This is a genomic window from Dinoroseobacter sp. S124A (genome assembly GCF_049801015.1).
Lineage (GTDB): Bacteria > Pseudomonadota > Alphaproteobacteria > Rhodobacterales > Rhodobacteraceae > Dinoroseobacter.
Genome location: NZ_JBNAGD010000004.1, coordinates 330,591 through 346,757, shown reverse-complemented (window position 1 = coordinate 346,757; position 16,167 = coordinate 330,591). Strand labels below are relative to the sequence as shown.

Sequence of the window (16,167 nt, the reverse complement as noted above, 5' to 3'; positions counted from 1 at the left end):
TGGCGCGTGGCCTGCCGCGCTTCAGGCGCCGATGCCAGGCATGCGCAGCAGCTGCACACCGTTGATCCGCCAGTCGCCACCATTTTGCACCATCTGGTACTCCAGCAGGTGCAACCCGCCCTGTCCGTCGCGGATCATCACCTTCTGGTACAGCAATCCACCCCGATCCTCGAGCTCGAGATACTGCACCTCCGCCGGGCGCCAGACCATCGGATAGCCGTTGCGCACCATCATCCCGAACCGCTCGGAATTGCCGAACATGCCCTGAATGTTGGGCGAGGCATAAGTGAACGCCTGCGCGAAATCATCCGCACGGAACGCGTCGATCTGGCTCTGGATCGTGGCGGTGATGCCGTCGCGCTCCTGCGCGGCGGCGGGGCCGGTGCCCAAGAGGAACACCGCCAAAAAAACAGGGGCCAGCAGGCCGGCAAGGATGGGTCGCATTCGGTCTCTCCCGGGGTCTGATCCCGGCAAAACCTAGGCCCGGCCCTTATCCGGTCAACTCACCGGCCAGCGCCGCCTCGATCAGGGCGACGGTCTCGTCCACACCGTAAAGCGCGATGAACCCGCCAAAGCGCGGCCCCTGCGACGCCCCCAGCAACACCTCGTAAAGCGCCGTGAACCAGCCGCGCAGCGGATCGAACCGCTCGCGCCCGCAGGCAAAGACCTCCGATTGCAGGGCCTCGGCATCGAGCCCGCCATCCCAGGCCTTGAGCCGGTCGCGCAGATCCTCCAGCGCCTCACGCTCCAGATCCGTGGGGGCGCGATAGGATTTCGTGGGCTTCACGAAGTCATTGTAATAGCGCACCGCAAAGCCCGCCGCCGCATCCAGATCCGGATGGGTCTCGGCCGAAGCCTCCGGCGCATAGCGCTGGATGAAGCCCCAGAGCGTCCCCTTATCCTCGGCCGAGGCCACGCTCGCGAGGTTCAACAGCATCGCAAACGGCACATCGAGGTTCGAGGCGGGCACATCCGCGCCATGGATGTGAAACACCGGGTTGTTCAGCTGCGCCTTGGGCTCTTGGCCCGGATAGCCGCGCAATTGCTGGTGATACTCATCCACCGCCTTGGGGATCACGTCGAAATACAAACGCTTGGCGGTCTTGGGCTTCTGGTACATGAAATACTGCAGGCTCTCGGGGGCGGCATAGGTCAGCCACTCCTCCATGGAGAGGCCATTGCCCTTGGATTTGGAGATCTTCTGGCCCTGCTCGTCATTGAACAGCTCATAGGACAAGCTCTCCGGCGGGCGCTTGCCCAGCGCGCGGCAGATCTTGCTCGACTGGGTCACGCTGTCGATCAGGTCCTTGCCGGACATCTCGTAATCCACGCCCAAGGCGGCCCAGCGCATGGCCCAGTCGGGCTTCCACTGCATCTTGACGTTGCCACCCGTGACCGGGATCTCGACCCGCTCGCCATCGGGTTCTTCATAGACGATCGTGCCCTTGGCCACATTCCGCTCCAGCGTCGGAACCTGCAACACATGGCCCGTCTTGGGCGAGACCGGCAGGAAACAGGAATAGGTCGCCTGACGATCCGCGCCCAGCGTCGGCAGCATGATCTTCTGGATGTCGTCGAACCGCTCCAGCGCGACCATCAACATCTCGTCGAACTTGCCGGCGGTGTAATACTCGGTGGCGCTGGCAAACTCGTACTCGAACCCGAAGCTGTCGAGAAACTCGCACAGCCGGGCATTGTTGTGCTGCGCGAACCCGGCATGGGTGCCGAACGGATCGCGCACCTTGGTCAGCGGCAGGTTCAGATCCTGCGCCAGCTCCTCCTGCATCGGCACATTGCCGGGCACCTTGCGGAACCCGTCCATGTCATCCGAAAAACAGATCAGCTTGGTGGGGATGTCCGACAGCACCTCGAAGGCGCGGCGCACCATGGTCGTGCGCGCCACCTCGCCAAAGGTCCCGATATGCGGCAGACCGCTGGGCCCGTACCCCGTCTGGAACAGCACATAGCCCTTCTCCGGCGCGCCCTTGGCATAGCGTTTGAGCAGCCGCCGCGCCTCTTCGAACGGCCAGGCCTTGGAGGACATGGCAAGGTCGCGGGTGTCAGAAGAGTGAGCGGACATGGGGATCGGGTTCCTTGCTTGGCGGGCATTCGAGCGCCCGGACCCGCGCTGCCTATTGCGGGCGCGGCCTCGGGTCAATATCTAGCCCCTAAGCTCTGCGAAAGGACCCAGACAGATGACCGCGAACCCGCTTCTCAGCCCACAAGACGCCCTTGTCGCGCTCATGGTCGCCGCCTCCGCCTCGAATGAGGACATCCAGACCTCGGAACTGGTGAAGATCACCCAGATCATCAACCACCTGCCGATCTTTGCGGCCTTCGACGCCGATCGCACGCCGGTCCTGACCCGATTGGTCTTCGACCTCTTTGAGGAGGAGGATGGCCTCGACGCGCTGTTTGGCCTGCTGCGCGACGCGCTGCCCGCCGAGCTGAACGAGACCGCCTATGCCCTGGCCTGCGATGTGGCCGCCGCCGATGGCCAGCTTGACGAGCCCGAATTGCGCTTTCTCGAAGAGATCCGGTTCGAGCTGAATATCGACCGGCTCAGTGCCGCCGCGATCGAGCGGGGCGCCAGCGCGCGTCACCGCACCCTCGACTGACCGGGCCCGGCGACGAACCCCACGATCCGCCCGATGGAACCAATTCAGCCCTTGATGGTTGAGTGTCCAGAACAAGACACTTCGCATCAAAGGAATATGACATGGAATATGGTATCATCGGGCTTCTGATCCTGATCGCGGACATCTATGCGATCTACCGCGTGCTGACGAGCGGCGCATCGACGCTTGAAAAGGTCATCTGGACGGTCGTGATCGTGCTGCTGCCGGTTCTGGGCTTTATCGCCTGGTTGGTGGCCGGTCCCAAGGGCGGCGCTTCGGCCCGCATCTGACCGACACTCCCATGACGAACCGGAAAACGCCGCGCCCTGTCGCGGCGTTTTTCTTGCGCGGGTCAGCGGCGCGCGGTCCAGTCGCCCGCGGCACGGATCGCGCTCGACGAGGCCCGCAGCATCGGGATCGTGGCAAAGGCCCAGGCCGGGGCCTCGGTCCGGCCCAGAAGGTGCATCTCATTCCCGCGCAACCTTGCATGGGCCATGTACCGCGCCGCGGGCGAGGTCAGACCCGCCAGCCGCTGCCCGGGCCGCGCCAGAACGCCCAAGGGGACCTGGGCCAGAATATCGCGCCAACGCTCCCAGCGGTGAAACTGCGCGAGATTATCCGCCCCCATCAGCCAGACGAACCGCTGTCCCGGCGCGTGCCGCCTCAGGGCGGTCAGCGTCTCGGCGGTATAACGCGTCCCGAGCTGTGCCTCGAGATCGGTGACCGTCACCGCCGGGTGATCCATGATCGTCCGCGCCCGCGCCATCCGCGCCTCTAGGGCCGCAGGCGCATCGGGCTTGAGCGGGTTGCCCGGGCTCACCAGCCACCAGACCCGATCCAGCCCGAACCGCCGCAGCGCCTCTTCGGTGATATGCACATGACCCTCGTGCGCCGGGTCAAAGGATCCGCCCAGCAATCCCACGACCTGACCCCGCCCGGCCCAGGGCTGCCCTGACCGCATCTGGCTCTCCTTTTGCCGATGGGTTTCTTGCGGCCTGATCTCGGCGAAGTCAATTCAACTGTCTGGACCGCGCCGCAAGACAGCCTAAACTTGAAATCATGAATTGGTTAAGATCGGCCCTTGTCAGCAGCTTCGCCGCGCTCCTGCTCTGCGCGCCCGCCACAGCCCAGGTCCAGAATGACCGCGACACGGCCCTGCGCAATGCGGTGGTCTCGCTGGGCCGCTGCACGGGGACGCTGATCACGCGCCGGGTGATCCTCACCGCCGCCCATTGCATCCCCGTGGGCCTGCGGGCCGAGGCCCCGGCGACACCGCCCCGGGACCGCTGCCTCGCCCTGCCCCATCAGCACAGCCTCGCCAAATCCCCACACGAGAACCCGTTCGAATGGACCGCGTTCGAGGCCCGCGCCGCCCCCACCGCGCGCTTCGGTGCCGATAGCGGGGCGCGGCGGATCTCCATGCGCGCCGAGGCCTACAGCCTGCCGCGTTGCGCCGACATGGCGCTCTTGCGGCTCGCCCATGACGTGCCCGAGGCCGTGGCCCGCCCCCTGCCCGTGCTGGTCCTCGCCCCGCACCGCCAGGTCGCCCCGCCCTGGCGCGACATGACCCTGCGCCATGCCGGCTGGGGCGCGCCCAAAGGCGGCCCCGAGGCAGGCGCCAAACGCCAGACTGGCCCAGTGCGCGGCTTCAGCAAGACCCGCTGTAACCTCGTGGCCCTCCCCCCGGTCCGCCCGAATGGCGAGCGGATCCTCACCGGCGACAGCGGCAGCCCCCTGCTGGCCAAGCTCGACGGTCCGGACGGCCCCGAGGAGCATGTGATCGCCGTCCTGTTCGCCAGCGGCATCCCCGACCGCGCGGCCTGTGGCGCCCGAGACCTGCGCGTCCCGCGCCGCCACGGCACCTACACGCCCACATGGCGCAAACAGGTGCCGGACACGGATTCCACGGATCTAGGCCTCTGGATTTCCCACCATGCGCCCGATGCCGTGCGGATCTGGCCCGAACTGACCCCGCTCGCAGCACCCCCGCAATAGCCCGGACCCACCGAATGTCGCGGACACCATAGCCTCTTGCAGACACTAAACTTTTATGAAATTTGCAATAAAGCCCAGCCCGTTACTCAGGAGACCCCGGTGAAACCCGTCCTTCTCGCTACGACGACCTGTCTGCTCATGGCGGCAACCGCCGCATCAGCCGCAACCCGCCAGATCAATTTCACCGCCGATCCCCTCGGCCAATCCGCACGCAGCGCGCCCTTCGGATTGTCCACCGGTGACAGCGTCAGCGGCAGTTTCACCTTCGACGATTCCAGCTTCTCGGGCGCCGGGACGTACGACCTGCAACCCGTTCTGCTGTCCTTTACCCTGACGACGGGCACCCAATCCTGGTCCCTCGCAGATGTGGAGCCGAACTCCCTTCTGGACAGAATCCAGATCGACGACGCCAATGAGGTGCTCGATTTCGGCTTCATCCTCTCCAGTGGCGCTGGCGAAGTCCGCGGCTCGACGAACAACACCTTCCTTGTGGCCAACCCCGGAAGCTCCCAGTTCATCTTCTGCAACGGATGCGTCAGCTTCGAAGAGGTCCCGGTCGAGGCCATCCCGCTGCCCGCGACCCTGCCTCTGGGCGTTCTGGCGCTCGGCGGGCTCGGCTGGGTCACCCGCAGGCGCGCGCAACGCGCCTGACCGCGGCGCCCCCGGGGTCGGGCCGGGCTGAGCACGGGGCCTGAGGCGCAGGCCTCAACCCGACTGGGCCGCAGGGACCAGATCGACACCGTCCCCAAGCGCGATCCGCCCCGGTGCCAGCACCTCGGCCACCATGCCGCCATGCCCGCGCACGGCCGCATAGCCGCCATGGCCGAACACCTCCTCCATCCGGGAACAGGGCGCGCAGATCCCCTTGATCCGCAGGACAACCGTCGCACCGATCCGCAGATCCCGGTCCCGCAGCGAGAGCAGGTTCAAACCCGAGATCACCAGGTTCCGGCGCAGCAGGTCCGGCGGCACCGGAGCGCGCCCCAGATAGGCCCCGATCGCCGGCAGATGCTCGGCCTGAATGAGGGTCACCGCCCGCTTGCCGGGCTTCGCGCGGTCCCCGTCCAGACCTGAGCCCGTCACCTCGACCGCCTCCACCGGCACCATCCCGGCCCGCCGCGCCGGGCGCAGACCGATCCAGTCCAGCCGCCCCGCCTGCGCCCGCCGGGCCATCATCTTGCGAAGCTCAGACATGGCCGCCTCCCAGTCCGCTCTGGCGTCCCGGGGCGATGCAACCTTGGAGCTGCGCGGGTCCGAGCACGTCCCGACCGGAAAGGAGCGGCCCAGCACCGCCGGTCCTGCGCCGATAGAGACCGATGACCCTGATGCCCATGCGCGCCCCCTAAACTCTCTCGACCTTCTGAAACACCTGCCCGTTTACCTCATAGGCCCGCGCACGCACCGGAACGATCTCAAGCTCCGTGAGCCTGGCCCGATCCGACGTCTTTTCCACCGCAACCCTCAGAACCAGCGAGCGCGCGATGGCCTCATGCCCGAACCCCCAGAGCAGGCTGCCGAGCGAATAGGCGATCGGAACGATACGATCCCCGTCCCGTGTTCGGTAAAGCTGCACCGGCTGCGCCACATGCGGGTGGTGGCACACGATCAAATCGGCGCCACAATCCGCCAGGTCCTGCGCGGCGTCCTGCTGCGCGCGCCGGGGAAACATCTCGAACTCGTAACCCCAATGGATCATCGCCACGATCACATCACAGCCCGATTGCTTCGCCTCGCGGATTTGCTGCTTGAGCAAGCCCGTCTCCGGCGCTTCGTGTTTGGAGGACAGGTTTGCGACCAATACCGCCCGCGCGCTGTCCTTTGGCAGGGAATGCCCGTTGGTCCCGAAGGTGCAGGTCGCAAATCCGACCCGGATGCCGTTCCGGTCCAATGTCTTGATACGCGTCGGATCCGCCCGGTTCTCCTGGATCCCGACCTGCAGAATGCCGCGCGCCTCAAGGGCAGATAACGTGGTCTCTACCCCTTCGGCGCCCATATCCAGGATGTGATTATTGGCAAGGTTCAGAACGTCGAATGGCCGCCCTCCATAGCTGGTCAGCGCATCGAACTGCGCCTCGGACGCACATTCCGTGGGCGGCCCCGCATCCCCGATGACCTCGTCCACCAAAGGCTGCGTTGTGACGGGCGACTCGTAATTGGCAATGCTGAGATCGCTCCGGGACCAAAGATCCGCCACCTCGGCATAGACCTCATCCCGCGCCACATCAGCCCGGTGACATCTCAGGATATCGCCGACGAAGCTCAGCGTGACGGTTTGCGCCCCATCGCCATCGGCCAATGAAATCCGCGCCTGATCGGAGGTCATGAATTCGGAGGTGTCCAGCTCCGGATCCGGAAGCCGCACGAGGTTCTTGCTCTTGAAGACCCAGTAGAGGTTATCCAGCACCCCCATTTGCGTGATGTCACTGGCAGAGCCTGGTCTTGGGGTTTTCCAGAGCCCGAGCTTTTCCGCGGCCCAAAGCAAGACAGGCACGACCGGTTTCAAAACAGGGTTTGTAAATCGCAGGACCTCATAGGGCGTGTTCGGGATCAGCGACATATCGGAGTTTTTCCTCGTCCGGTTGATCAGGGCGGGCGCGCGCCCCTCGACAGGCTGGACCCCACGTCACCGCCCAGCATCCGGCGGATCGAAACACAGACGCGACCACAAAGCCAGACCACCGACCGGACGCCCGGCCCAAAGCCGCAGCACCACAAGGGGAAGGCCCGCGCTCAGGGCCGTTTCGCCCCCCACTTGGGTTTCTCTGCGGCCATGCGTGGTTCGGCTGAGGAACATCCCCGCGATGGAGAGGGCCGCTCAAAGGCGGAGCCGCCCCCCGATCACCGCGCAATCACCCTCCATTGCCCCGCCCGCCGAGACTGGATAGAACCCGGGAAAACCGGAACCTTCAGGGCGGAGTGACCCATGGCAGCCTATCAATACGTCTACCACATGGATGGCGTCTCCAAGACCTATCCCGGCGGCAAGAAATGCTTCGAGAACATCCGCTTGTCCTTTTTGCCGGGCGTCAAGATCGGCGTTGTGGGCGTCAATGGCGCGGGTAAATCCACCCTGATGAAGATCATGGCCGGGCTCGACAAGGACTTCTCCGGCGAGGCCTGGGCCGCCGAGGGCGCCAAGGTCGGCTACCTGCCCCAGGAGCCGCATCTCGACGAGACCCTCACCGTCCGCGAGAACGTCATGCTCGGCGTGGCCGAGAAGAAGGCCATCCTCGACCGCTATAACGAGCTGGCCATGAACTATTCCGACGAGACCGCCGAAGAGATGGCGACCCTGCAGGACGAGATCGACGCCCAGAACCTCTGGGATCTCGACGCCCAGATCGACGTCTCCATGGAGGCCCTGCGCTGCCCTCCCGACGAGGCCATGCCCGAGAACCTGTCGGGCGGGGAACGCCGCCGCGTGGCCCTCTGCAAGCTGCTGCTCGAAGCGCCCGACATGCTGCTGCTGGACGAACCGACCAACCACCTCGACGCCGAGACCATCGCCTGGCTGCAAAAGCACCTGATCGAGTACAAGGGCACCATCCTGATCGTCACCCACGACCGCTACTTCCTCGACGACATCACCGGCTGGATCCTCGAGCTCGACCGCGGCCGCGGCATCCCCTACGAGGGCAACTACTCCGCCTGGCTCGAACAGAAGGCCAAACGCCTCGAACGCGAGGCCAAGGAAGACAAATCCCGCCAGAAAACCCTCGAACGGGAGCTCGAATGGATCCGCGCCGGCGCCAAGGCCCGCCAGGCCAAGCAGAAAGCCCGGATCAACGCCTATGAAGAACTCGCCGGCCAGTCCGAACGCGAGAAACTCAGCCGCGCCCAGATCATCATCCCCAACGGCCCCCGCCTCGGCCAGAAGGTGATCGAGATCGACGGCCTCTCCAAGGCCTATGGCGACAAGCTCCTGATCGAGGACCTCTCCTTCTCCCTCCCCCCCGGCGGCATCGTCGGCGTGATCGGCCCGAACGGCGCGGGCAAATCCACCCTCTTCCGCATGCTCACCGGCCAGGAAGAGCCCGATGGCGGCAGCCTCAGCTATGGCGACACGGTGGAGCTCTCCTATGTCGACCAGTCCCGCGACGCGCTCGAGGCGGACAAAACCGTCTGGGAGGAAATCTCCGATGGCGGCGAGATCATCCAGCTCGGCGACGCCCAGATGAACTCCCGCGCCTATTGCTCGGCCTTCAACTTCAAGGGCGGCGACCAGCAGAAAAAGGTCGGCCTCCTGTCAGGCGGCGAACGCAACCGCGTCCACATGGCGAAACTGTTGAAATCCGGCGGCAACGTGCTGCTCCTCGACGAGCCCACCAACGATCTCGACGTCGAAACCCTCCGCGCCCTCGAAGACGCGCTCGAGGATTTCGCCGGCTGCGCCGTGATCATAAGCCACGACCGCTTCTTCCTCGACCGCCTCTGCACCCATATCCTCGCGTTTGAAGGCGACGCCCATGTGGAATGGTTCGAGGGCAACTTCGAGGCCTATGAAGAGGACAAGGCCCGCAGACTGGGACCAGACGCCCTGGAGCCCAAGCGCGTGAAGTACAAGAAGTTTACCCGTTAGGGGGAACGTATTGTAGGTCGGCCAAGGGGTGCGCTGTGCGCAACAGTAGTTTTGCGCAGCGAAATCGCGGGCGCACTCGGTGCAGATTATGGACGTGGGTTGGTGGAGTTTATCATATGGCCTCGTACGACAAGCACGACATCGTCTCAAAACTAAGATCGGCTCCGGGTCAATTCGACGAAGCACGCATGAAAGCCGATGCAGCCGAAGAAATTGAAGCGCTGAGATCAACCCTAAGAAACGCTGCGGAACGCGAAAATAGCCATCGATCGAGGCGAAAATCTGCTGCGGCTTTCTCTTCTGTCACTTCATTCCTCGGCTTTGTGATTGCACTGGTTTTCACGGAATTTTTCGAATTCTCACCGGAGCCGAGCCAAGTGGATCTGCTTATTTGCACTGTCGTTTTCTCCGGTCTTTTCGGCTGCCTGCTGGTCAAAAGTTTCAACGGCAGCCCCTAGCTAGAGACCAAACGAGCAATTCGACTTTCTCAAGTTCGTCGTTGCGAGTGCTTCATCCTCGCACTGAATGTTACCAGCGAGACGCCAAACGATAGTCATTCTTTGGCTTCAGCGTCAGTCGATTTGAGCCATAGACCATTTTGTGCCCCTCAACCAGCCCAGGCACAAAATGTAGTTGAAGCACAGAGTGAATGGTTGTAAGCTCTACGCACCTATGGAGAGGCGCGTGAAGCGTTTCGTGAGGCAGCGGTCAGATCCCATTTGGGTAGCCTTTCCAGCCGCCTGAACATAGGAAGTGCTTAGCGGCGCTGTGTCGAAAGCCTAGCGGTGAGTAGGCTAAGGCGGTCAGGCAACTCGAAGAGTTGTTGGGGCGCGCCGAACTGCGAGTCTCGAGTGATCATAGAGATTTGCGAACCGCTGGAATTAGGGCGGTATATAAATACTGAGCGACTTTAATCGCTCATCCGGATGGGCATCGCTTAGGAAAAGTTCCAATGCGATTTTCATTCAAGGTGGAAGGGAGAGTGCGGTATTCTGACATAGTCGGAACCATCGCGCTTATTCTGACGGTCATTGGCTTGATCTTGTGACGTCGGGCGGCTTCGGCCGCCCTTCCCACTCAGAGCACCTTCAACCGAAAGTGAAAGCCCGCGCAGAGCGCGGGCAGCGCCCGACCCGACCCCCAGGGCGGGCGCTTCGCTTCCCACCCTCGGGCCGGGCGCTGGCATAATTTCAACCGTGGTACATCAGACAAACGCCCCCGGGGCTCCGCCCGTTCGCGCCTTGAAACGTCCACTGGACGTTTCACCGGCAAGCCGGACCGGCGCTCACCCCATCAGGCCGGACGCTGGCCTCGGTTCGACCGCGCTACTTGTGACATTCGCTTCCCCGTGGCTCCACCAGTTCAGACCCCATGCCGCCATCTGGATTTGCTGCGCGACCGTAGCAGACCCCAAATCTGGCCTGTTTTCTGCAAACCACTGGCAAAGGGCGTCATCGCAACGGTACCATCGACCAAACGTCACAATGGACTCTACACATGCGCAAAGAAGACATCCTGAAACACGTGCAGTATCTCCAAAACGCAGGAATGCCCGAAGAATGCCTGGCTGATATTCACCACCTCGACCGACCGGAAACTTACAACAGCTCCCTCCAATACTTCGCCTCTGGCGGCGACGTGCAGGAAGATGGGGCAAACGAACACTACGCCCGTCGGTTGCAGCAATTGGTCGACGGTCACAAAGAGGGGCGCACCGATTGGCGGACGATGGCGCAAGAGGCACGCGCAGCGTGGCCGATATAGGGCTAACACTGGTCGCATATCTCGCCGCCCCCATACGACACGAACGCAGCACCAAAAACCATCAGGCCTCCCCAGCTAACGCCCGCCCCGACCGCGCCCCGCGCGGCAGGCTCACGAGAAACGTAAGGTTCGGACTGCGCTCCACGCGTTCAGGCCTCAAACCGTCCCCCGGACGGTTTGCCGCTACGCGGACCGGCCCTCACCCCCGCGCGTGCGGACCTCGGAGCGTCCACTGGACGTTCCGCCAGCGATGGCTCGGCTTGCGCTCCGCGCGTTCACGCCTTGAAAGGTCCACTGGACCTCTCACCGCCTCCGGCGGCTCGGCTTGCGCTCCGCGCGTTCGCAGCTCAAAAGGTCCCCCGGACCTTTCACCGCCTCCGGCGACTCGGCTTGCGCTCCGCGCGTTCGCAGCTCAAAAGGTCCCCCGGACCTTTTGTCGGCCTTTGGCCGAACCGCTGCTCACTCCCCCGGCAACCTGATCCCGAGGGTTTCCTTGCGGCTCCGGGCGAAGCGTTCCTGTTTATAGACCTCCGCGATCCGCATCTGCGCATAGGTCGCAAGCAGCCGGTTGATCCGTGTCTGGTATCCCGGCCCCATGGCGCGGAAGAATTTCGCCACGCTCTCATCGAGCCGCAGCGTCACCTTCTCCTTCTTCTCCACCACCGGCACATCCGCTTCGAGCGTGTACCACGCCTCCGGCACCAGCCGCTGGATCTCGCCCAGCCAGTCGTCATCCCGCGACAGACCATAGAGCGACAGGGTCAGCCGCTCCCGCGCGAGGCGCTGGGTCCGGGTTTCGCCCTTGGCATCGTGCCAGAGCGGGTGGGGAGGCAGGGTCGGCATGGCGTGGTCTCCGGGCCGGATGGTGGGGATGCGGGGCGGACGCCGCGGGGGATCTGGGCGAAAACCATGCCGCAGAGCGGTTAACAGGGCCTGAGACCAACGCGCGCCCGTGCCCGACACTTGCCCGACACATGTCCGACAGGGGGCCGACACCCCGCCGACAGCGGGTCAGACCCTTCGGCCCCCCGCAGCGCCCCAATGCTGAACGGCCGGCCCTTGCCCCTCCTGCAAAACCACGCCTAAATATGGCCAACACCAACTCGGAGAAGAATCCATGAAGATCAAACCCTTCCTCGCCATCCTGCTCACCGCACCCTTCCTTCTGGCCGCGTGCAACACCGTCGAGGGCGTGGGCGAAGACCTCTCCGACGCAGGCGACGCCATCGCCGAAGCCGCGCAGTAAGCGCTCACACCAAACGCACGCACCCTCACATGCGCGCCAGCATCGCGACATAAACGGGCGCGGGGGACGCGCCCGCCCCATATGGGGTCCATCACCATGAAGGACCCTGATATGTCTCGCTTTTCTTCCGCCCTGATCGGGACTGCGCTGGCCGTGGCCCTGCTCGCCCTTGCCAATCAGATCGGCCTGCCCCGTACGCTCGGGGCGCATCCCTTCTGGGCCACGCAGGTGCTCTGGATCGGCGCGCCGCTTGGCCTTGTCCTTGCTCTGCTGGCCACCCTGCGCGCCCGCCCCGGGATCGGCGCGTTGGCCGGACTGGCCCTGAGCGGGGCGGCGTTCTGGGCGGCCACCCAAGGCAGGATCGCCTTCGCCGCCTCCTATGCCGAGGACGCGCTGGCCGGTCAGATGTGGTATTTCGGCTGGATCGCCCTGACCGCCGGAGCCGCCCTCACCCTCGCCACCCTCCCTGCCCTCCTGCGCCCCCACCGCCCCGCCCGCGCTTAACGCGGGTCAAAAACAGCGAAAAAGCCCAAAAATAGGTCGCCAAAAGCGTGAAATGCGCAGGAATTCGCCTTGCCTTTTGCCCCGCGCAGCCACACATGTCGTGGGCGAATGAGGCGCACTCGACCCACTGTCTCCCTACCGGCTTCAGTTTCGACCTGCACGACATGACGCCGAGGCTGCCGCAGATCCGCGGGCAGCATTCTTTGAGGAGACAAGCGGATGGCCACTGGCACCGTGAAATGGTTCAATGAAACGAAGGGCTACGGCTTTATCGCACCCGATGGGGCGAGCAAGGATGTGTTCGTGCATATCTCTGCAGTCGAGCGCGCCGGTCTGACCGGCCTGAAGGACAACCAGAAGGTGACCTTCGACATCGAAGCTGGCCGTGACGGCCGGGAGAGCGCGACGAACCTCGCTCTGGCGTAAGCCACCCCACACCAAGTTCCGGGCGCGCAGCAATGTCGCGCCCTTTTCTCCCGGAAGACCCGGGTCTATATCCCCCACATGTTTGCTGATCTGCTCAAACGTCTGACGACGCCCGCAACCGAGCCCTTTCCGGAACCGGATGCCAAGCTGGCCATGGCGGCCCTGCTGGTTCGCATTGCCCGGTCCGATGGCGATTACGCCGAAGCCGAGATCGCGCGGATCGACAAGATCCTTGCCACGCGCCACGGACTGTCACCCTTTGAGGCCGCGAAGATGCGCGGCGATGCGGAAACCCTCGAATCCCAGGCACCCGACACGGTCCGGTTCACCCGGGCCATCAAGGATGGCGTGATCTACGAAGAACGGATCGAGGTGATCGAGGCGCTCTGGGGCGTGGTTCTCGCCGATGGCGTGCGCGATCCTGAAGAGAACTCGCTCCTGCGGCTGACTGCGAACCTGCTCGGGGTGAATGACCGCGACAGCGCGCTGGCGCGTCAGCGAGTCGAAGCCAAGAGCTAGCCCAGAGGCGCAGGCCAATCCCCGTGACCGGGCAGAATATTGCCCATGATCGAAGCATTCGCATCGAAATCCATCGCTTTCCCGTACGTCAGACCCCGCGCCCGCTTGCAATCCGGCGTGTTCTTCGCCCTACTTTTGCAAATTATGAAGAGAGGCGCGGCGTGACAGACACAACAGCCCCCGTGATTGAAATCCGGAATCTACACAAGGCCTATGGGGCGCTCGAAGTGCTCAAAGGGGTCAGCATCCGGGCGGAACGGGGGGATGTGGTGTCGCTGATCGGGTCTTCGGGCTCCGGCAAGTCCACTCTTTTGCGCTGTTGCAACCTGCTGGAACACAGCCAGCAGGGCGAGGTGCATTTCTGCGGCGAGCCCGTGAGCTGGGCCGGGACCGGCGGCGCCCGGGAGCCGGCGGACAAAAAACAGGTGATCCGCATCCGCACGAACCTTTCCATGGTGTTCCAGCAGTTCAACCTGTGGTCGCACATGACAATCCTGCAGAACGTGATGGAGGCTCCGGTCACCGTGCTGGGTCAGGACCCGGCCGAGGTCGAGGCGCGCGCCCGGATGCTGCTCGACAAGGTCGGGATCGGCGACAAGTGCGAGGTTTATCCGGCCCAATTGTCGGGCGGGCAGCAACAGCGCGCCGCGATTGCGCGTGGCCTGGCGATGGAGCCCAAGGCGCTGCTGTTCGACGAGCCGACCTCGGCGCTCGACCCGGAACTGGAACAGGAAGTGGTCAAGGTCATCAAGGATCTGGCCGTCGAGGGCCGCACCATGCTCATCGTGACCCATGACATGCGGCTCGCGGCCGATGTCTCGGACCATGTGGTCTTTCTCCACCAGGGTCTGATCGAGGAAGAAGGGCCGCCCGATGCGCTCTTCGGCAATCCACAATCCGCGCGGCTCAAACAGTTTCTGAGCGCCACCGTTTCACACTGACACACCGGGTAAAAACCCATCCACCTAAGGGGAGACTTCACATGAGAAACCTGTTCCTCGGCACAGCTTTGTTGGCGATCACCGCAGGCGCGGCGTTCGCAGCAGGCCACGGCACAACCGTCCGCATGGGCACTGAGGGCGCCTATCCTCCGTATAACTTCATCAATGATGCCGGTGAGGTTGACGGTCTGGAACGCGAGGTTGGCGACGAGGTATGCGCGCGAGCCGAGCTGACCTGCGAATGGGTCACCAATGACTGGGACTCGATCATCCCGAACCTTGTCTCGGGCAATTACGACACGATCATCGCGGGCATGTCGATCACGGCAGAGCGGGATGAAGTGATCGACTTCACCCAGAACTACGTGCCGCCCGTGTCCTCGGCCTATCTCGGCAGCTCCGAGGATCTCGACCTCTCGGGCGCTGTGATTGCCGCGCAGACCGGCACGATCCAGGCCGCCCATGTTGCGCAATCCGGTGCGACCCTGCTGGAGTTCGCCACCCCGGACGAGACCATTGCCGCCGTCACCAACGGCGAAGTGGACGCGGTGCTGGCGGATAAGGACTTCCTCGTTCCCTTCGCAGATGAATCCGATACGCTGATGTTCATTGGCGAGGACGTCCCCCTCGGCGGCGGCATCGGGATCGGGGTCCGCGAGAGCGACCCCGAGCTCAAGGCCAAGCTCGACGCGGCGATCCAGACCATGAAGGATGACGGATCCTTGAACGAACTGATCAAAAAGTGGCTGCCGGGCTCACCGCTGTTCTGATCGGAAACAATCGAGACGGTTTCGGGGGCGCAACTTGACAGGTTGCGCCCCTTTTTGCTGATTTGGTTAACAGGAGTACGATTTTGAGGGAGAGAGATCATGAAAAAAGTCATTCTCAGCGGTCTGTTCGCCATCTTGGCCACGACCGGCCACGCCGCCACATTCTCGGCCACCGGCGCGAGCGCTTCGAGCGAATTCAGCTTGCAATATGTTGCTGAGAACACGATCGACGGCTCCGGGCTGTCTGCGCCGGGTGATCCGGGCGCGAGCCATGCGGATTACGCGGTCAACAATCACTGGACCACGGCGCGCAACACCGTAGCGGAAGATGCCTCGATCGAGTGGAGCTTCGCCGGGCCGTCCGATCTCGGCGGGATCTATATCTGGAACCACCGCTCCAACGTCATCTCCAGCAATGATGGTTACGAGCCGGTGCTGTTCGACCTGACGCTTCTGAACGGCACAACGGTGATCGAGAGCTTTGACGATGTCGCGCTGTCGCCGGATACGGACAAAGCCCAGGCCTTCACCTTCGATGCCGTGGTCAGCAACGTGACCAGTGTCCTTTTCGAGGTTGAGGCCGTGCAAAGCTCAAACAACTACACCGGTCTGGCCGAGGTGCTCTTCGACGACGCCTTGATCGCCGGGGCGACCCTGCTCAGCAACGCCCCCAGCCCGACACCGGTGCCCCTGCCCGCGGGCGGTCTGCTTCTGCTCAGCGGAGTGGCAGGGATCGCAGCCATGCGGAGAAAACGGCGCTAGGCCTGCGGGATTTGTTGTAATCCCCCGCAAGCTGGAACATCGT

20 protein-coding genes are annotated in these 16,167 nt (G+C 63.8%); 14 read left to right on the top strand and 6 right to left on the bottom strand.

What is annotated here, in order from left to right:
* Nucleotides 1–21 precede the first annotated feature (21 nt).
* Nucleotides 22–444, bottom strand: a complete 423-nt coding sequence (locus ACP15I_RS12075; protein WP_424975272.1) for a DUF4864 domain-containing protein — start codon at nt 442–444, stop codon at nt 22–24.
* 46 nt (nt 445–490) lie between these two features.
* Nucleotides 491–2,080: a lysine--tRNA ligase gene (locus ACP15I_RS12070; RefSeq protein ID WP_424965946.1), complete on the bottom strand. Its 1,590-nt coding sequence runs from the start codon at nt 2,078–2,080 to the stop codon at nt 491–493.
* 115 nt (nt 2,081–2,195) lie between these two features.
* On the opposite strand from ACP15I_RS12070, the gene ACP15I_RS12065 reads away from it, so the two are divergent.
* A complete protein-coding gene (locus ACP15I_RS12065; protein WP_424965945.1) occupies nt 2,196–2,618 on the top strand; it encodes a tellurite resistance TerB family protein in 423 nt (140 codons plus the stop codon).
* A gap of 101 nt (nt 2,619–2,719) precedes the next feature.
* Nucleotides 2,720–2,908 carry a PLD nuclease N-terminal domain-containing protein gene (locus ACP15I_RS12060; protein ID WP_424965944.1) on the top strand — a complete coding sequence of 63 codons (189 nt, stop codon included), beginning with the start codon at nt 2,720–2,722 and terminating at the stop codon, nt 2,906–2,908.
* Nucleotides 2,909–2,970: 62 nt separating this feature from the next.
* Here the strand turns inward: ACP15I_RS12060 and ACP15I_RS12055 are convergent, their stop codons facing one another.
* Nucleotides 2,971–3,579, bottom strand: a complete 609-nt coding sequence (locus ACP15I_RS12055; RefSeq protein WP_424975271.1) for a nicotinate-nucleotide adenylyltransferase — start codon at nt 3,577–3,579, stop codon at nt 2,971–2,973.
* A 98-nt stretch (nt 3,580–3,677) separates the two neighbouring features.
* On the opposite strand from ACP15I_RS12055, the gene ACP15I_RS12050 reads away from it, so the two are divergent.
* Nucleotides 3,678–4,613, top strand: a complete 936-nt coding sequence (locus tag ACP15I_RS12050; protein ID WP_424975270.1) for a trypsin-like serine peptidase — start codon at nt 3,678–3,680, stop codon at nt 4,611–4,613.
* A gap of 99 nt (nt 4,614–4,712) precedes the next feature.
* On the top strand, nt 4,713–5,264 hold the full coding sequence (locus ACP15I_RS12045; RefSeq protein WP_424975269.1) for a hypothetical protein: 552 nt from the start codon (nt 4,713–4,715) through the stop codon (nt 5,262–5,264).
* A gap of 54 nt (nt 5,265–5,318) precedes the next feature.
* On the opposite strand, the gene ACP15I_RS12040 is transcribed toward ACP15I_RS12045, so the two are convergent.
* A complete protein-coding gene (locus ACP15I_RS12040) occupies nt 5,319–5,807 on the bottom strand; it encodes an MOSC domain-containing protein (protein ID WP_424975268.1) in 489 nt (162 codons plus the stop codon).
* Between the two features lie 148 nt (nt 5,808–5,955).
* Nucleotides 5,956–7,170, bottom strand: a complete 1,215-nt coding sequence (locus ACP15I_RS12035; protein ID WP_424975267.1) for a CapA family protein — start codon at nt 7,168–7,170, stop codon at nt 5,956–5,958.
* 366 nt (nt 7,171–7,536) lie between these two features.
* Between ACP15I_RS12035 and ettA the strand changes: the two genes are divergently transcribed.
* The 3 genes from ettA to ACP15I_RS12020 all read left to right on the top strand — a co-directional run bounded on the left by ettA (nt 7,537) and on the right by ACP15I_RS12020 (nt 10,956).
* A complete protein-coding gene (ettA, locus tag ACP15I_RS12030) occupies nt 7,537–9,192 on the top strand; it encodes an energy-dependent translational throttle protein EttA (RefSeq protein ID WP_424975266.1) in 1,656 nt (551 codons plus the stop codon).
* Nucleotides 9,193–9,308: 116 nt separating this feature from the next.
* Nucleotides 9,309–9,650, top strand: a complete 342-nt coding sequence (locus ACP15I_RS12025) for a hypothetical protein (RefSeq protein ID WP_424975265.1) — start codon at nt 9,309–9,311, stop codon at nt 9,648–9,650.
* Between the two features lie 1,039 nt (nt 9,651–10,689).
* Nucleotides 10,690–10,956 (top strand): hypothetical protein, encoded by a 267-nt coding sequence (locus ACP15I_RS12020; RefSeq protein WP_424975264.1) that lies wholly within the window; start codon nt 10,690–10,692, stop codon nt 10,954–10,956.
* Between the two features lie 459 nt (nt 10,957–11,415).
* Here the strand turns inward: ACP15I_RS12020 and ACP15I_RS12015 are convergent, their stop codons facing one another.
* Nucleotides 11,416–11,799 carry a BrnA antitoxin family protein gene (locus tag ACP15I_RS12015; protein ID WP_424975263.1) on the bottom strand — a complete coding sequence of 128 codons (384 nt, stop codon included), beginning with the start codon at nt 11,797–11,799 and terminating at the stop codon, nt 11,416–11,418.
* A gap of 274 nt (nt 11,800–12,073) precedes the next feature.
* On the opposite strand from ACP15I_RS12015, the gene ACP15I_RS12010 reads away from it, so the two are divergent.
* The 7 genes from ACP15I_RS12010 to ACP15I_RS11980 all read left to right on the top strand — a co-directional run bounded on the left by ACP15I_RS12010 (nt 12,074) and on the right by ACP15I_RS11980 (nt 16,124).
* Nucleotides 12,074–12,202 carry an entericidin A/B family lipoprotein gene (locus ACP15I_RS12010; protein WP_424965934.1) on the top strand — a complete coding sequence of 43 codons (129 nt, stop codon included), beginning with the start codon at nt 12,074–12,076 and terminating at the stop codon, nt 12,200–12,202.
* 111 nt (nt 12,203–12,313) lie between these two features.
* On the top strand, nt 12,314–12,706 hold the full coding sequence (locus tag ACP15I_RS12005) for a hypothetical protein (RefSeq protein ID WP_424975262.1): 393 nt from the start codon (nt 12,314–12,316) through the stop codon (nt 12,704–12,706).
* Nucleotides 12,707–12,925: 219 nt separating this feature from the next.
* Nucleotides 12,926–13,132, top strand: coding sequence for a cold-shock protein (locus ACP15I_RS12000; RefSeq protein WP_424965932.1), 207 nt, complete (start codon nt 12,926–12,928; stop codon nt 13,130–13,132).
* Between the two features lie 78 nt (nt 13,133–13,210).
* Complete coding sequence (locus tag ACP15I_RS11995; protein WP_424965931.1) at nt 13,211–13,651, top strand: TerB family tellurite resistance protein; 441 nt, start codon at nt 13,211–13,213, stop codon at nt 13,649–13,651.
* A 161-nt stretch (nt 13,652–13,812) separates the two neighbouring features.
* Nucleotides 13,813–14,592, top strand: coding sequence for an ABC transporter ATP-binding protein (locus tag ACP15I_RS11990; protein WP_424965930.1), 780 nt, complete (start codon nt 13,813–13,815; stop codon nt 14,590–14,592).
* 41 nt (nt 14,593–14,633) lie between these two features.
* Nucleotides 14,634–15,362: a transporter substrate-binding domain-containing protein gene (locus tag ACP15I_RS11985; RefSeq protein WP_424975261.1), complete on the top strand. Its 729-nt coding sequence runs from the start codon at nt 14,634–14,636 to the stop codon at nt 15,360–15,362.
* Between the two features lie 99 nt (nt 15,363–15,461).
* Nucleotides 15,462–16,124 carry a VPLPA-CTERM sorting domain-containing protein gene (locus ACP15I_RS11980; RefSeq protein WP_424975260.1) on the top strand — a complete coding sequence of 221 codons (663 nt, stop codon included), beginning with the start codon at nt 15,462–15,464 and terminating at the stop codon, nt 16,122–16,124.
* The last annotated feature ends 43 nt before the right edge of the window (nt 16,125–16,167 follow it).

Excerpts from the sequence above, each read along its gene's own strand:
- ACP15I_RS12060 (WP_424965944.1), top strand. The coding sequence starts at position 2,720 with ATGGAATATGGTATCATCGGGCTTCTGATCCTGATCGCGGACATCTAT.
- ACP15I_RS12015 (WP_424975263.1), bottom strand. The coding sequence starts at position 11,799 with ATGCCGACCCTGCCTCCCCACCCGCTCTGGCACGATGCCAAGGGCGAA.
- ACP15I_RS11980 (WP_424975260.1), top strand. The coding sequence starts at position 15,462 with ATGAAAAAAGTCATTCTCAGCGGTCTGTTCGCCATCTTGGCCACGACC.
- ACP15I_RS12040 (WP_424975268.1), bottom strand. The coding sequence starts at position 5,807 with ATGTCTGAGCTTCGCAAGATGATGGCCCGGCGGGCGCAGGCGGGGCGG.
- ACP15I_RS12035 (WP_424975267.1), bottom strand. The coding sequence starts at position 7,170 with ATGTCGCTGATCCCGAACACGCCCTATGAGGTCCTGCGATTTACAAAC.
- ACP15I_RS12055 (WP_424975271.1), bottom strand. The coding sequence starts at position 3,579 with ATGCGGTCAGGGCAGCCCTGGGCCGGGCGGGGTCAGGTCGTGGGATTG.
- ACP15I_RS12025 (WP_424975265.1), top strand. The coding sequence starts at position 9,309 with ATGGCCTCGTACGACAAGCACGACATCGTCTCAAAACTAAGATCGGCT.
- ACP15I_RS11985 (WP_424975261.1), top strand. The coding sequence starts at position 14,634 with ATGAGAAACCTGTTCCTCGGCACAGCTTTGTTGGCGATCACCGCAGGC.
- ACP15I_RS12010 (WP_424965934.1), top strand. The coding sequence starts at position 12,074 with ATGAAGATCAAACCCTTCCTCGCCATCCTGCTCACCGCACCCTTCCTT.
- ACP15I_RS11995 (WP_424965931.1), top strand. The coding sequence starts at position 13,211 with ATGTTTGCTGATCTGCTCAAACGTCTGACGACGCCCGCAACCGAGCCC.
- ACP15I_RS12020 (WP_424975264.1), top strand. The coding sequence starts at position 10,690 with ATGCGCAAAGAAGACATCCTGAAACACGTGCAGTATCTCCAAAACGCA.
- ettA (WP_424975266.1), top strand. The coding sequence starts at position 7,537 with ATGGCAGCCTATCAATACGTCTACCACATGGATGGCGTCTCCAAGACC.
- ACP15I_RS12005 (WP_424975262.1), top strand. The coding sequence starts at position 12,314 with ATGTCTCGCTTTTCTTCCGCCCTGATCGGGACTGCGCTGGCCGTGGCC.
- ACP15I_RS12000 (WP_424965932.1), top strand. The coding sequence starts at position 12,926 with ATGGCCACTGGCACCGTGAAATGGTTCAATGAAACGAAGGGCTACGGC.
- ACP15I_RS12070 (WP_424965946.1), bottom strand. The coding sequence starts at position 2,080 with ATGTCCGCTCACTCTTCTGACACCCGCGACCTTGCCATGTCCTCCAAG.
- ACP15I_RS12065 (WP_424965945.1), top strand. The coding sequence starts at position 2,196 with ATGACCGCGAACCCGCTTCTCAGCCCACAAGACGCCCTTGTCGCGCTC.
- ACP15I_RS12050 (WP_424975270.1), top strand. The coding sequence starts at position 3,678 with ATGAATTGGTTAAGATCGGCCCTTGTCAGCAGCTTCGCCGCGCTCCTG.
- ACP15I_RS12075 (WP_424975272.1), bottom strand. The coding sequence starts at position 444 with ATGCGACCCATCCTTGCCGGCCTGCTGGCCCCTGTTTTTTTGGCGGTG.